Source organism: Massilia sp. CT11-108 (assembly GCF_047302915.1).
Classification (GTDB): domain Bacteria; phylum Pseudomonadota; class Gammaproteobacteria; order Burkholderiales; family Burkholderiaceae_D; genus Telluria; species Telluria orientalis.
The window spans coordinates 1-1,045 of the sequence record NZ_JBKYMO010000982.1 but is presented as its reverse complement, the minus strand read 5'-3'; the positions used below and the strand labels follow the sequence as shown (position 1 = coordinate 1,045).

At 70.7% G+C, this 1,045-nt stretch carries 1 protein-coding gene; it reads left to right on the top strand.

Features of this window, described 5'->3' with window-relative positions; all coding sequences use genetic code 11:
• On the top strand, positions 1 to 980 hold a 980-nt coding region (locus ACEN88_RS32530), incomplete at its 5' end, for an amidase family protein (protein ID WP_413346374.1).
• Positions 981 to 1,045 lie beyond the last annotated feature (65 nt).

Here is a 1,045-nt window from a genome sequence, read left to right as displayed (position 1 = left end):
CCCTCGCCACGCTCGCCATCGGCACGGAGACGGACGGGTCGATCGTGTCGCCGGCGTCGATTTGCGGCATCGTCGGCATCAAGCCCACATTGGGCCTCGTCAGCCGCAGCGGCATCATCCCGATCGCGCATTCGCAGGACACGGCCGGCCCCATGACACGCACCGTGGCCGACGCCGCGCTCCTGCTCGCGGCCATCGCGGGCGCCGATGCGGACGATGCCGCCACGGGCACCATGCAGGGCAAGCCGGCCGATTACGCGGCGGCCCTGCGGACCGACGGCCTGCGCGGCCGCCGCATCGGCGTCGCGCGCAATTTTTTCAATAACCCGGCCGTGAACGCGGTGATCGAAGCCGAGCTGGCCATCCTGGGCGCGCAGGGCGCGACGCTCGTCGACGTGCAGGTGCCCAACGTCGACCAGTACGGCGACACGGAACTGGAAGTGCTGCTGTCCGAATTCCGTCCCGACCTGGAGGCGTACCTGGCCGGCTACGCACCGCACGCGTCCGTGAAAACGATGGCCGACGTGATCGCGTTCAACGACAGGCACGCCGCGCAGGAACTCCGCCACTTCGGCCAGGAACACCTGATCGCGGCGGCGGCCCGGCCAGGTCTCGACGCCAGGGCTTACCGCGACGCGCTCGCGAACAACCAGCGCTACAGCCGCGAAGAGGGCATCGACCGGATCCTGCGCGAGGAAAAGCTGGATGCGCTGGTCGCGCCGACGGGCGGCACGGGCTGGCTGACCGACTACATCAACGGCGACCATGATGGCCCCGGCTTTTCGTCGCCCGCGGCCGTGGCCGGTTACCCGCACGTGACGGTCCCGGCCGGCTTCGTGCACGGGCTGCCCGTCGGGCTGTCGTTCGTCGGCGGCGCGTGGAGCGAAGCAGCGTTGATCGCGATGGCCTATGCGTACGAGCAGGCGAGCCAGCGGCGCCGCGCGCCGACGTATCCGGCGTCCGTCAACCCGCGCGCCTGATCCAGGCGAACGCGCAGATCGACGCCGCCAGCGCGCAGGCGGCGCACACGACCATCGCCACGTGG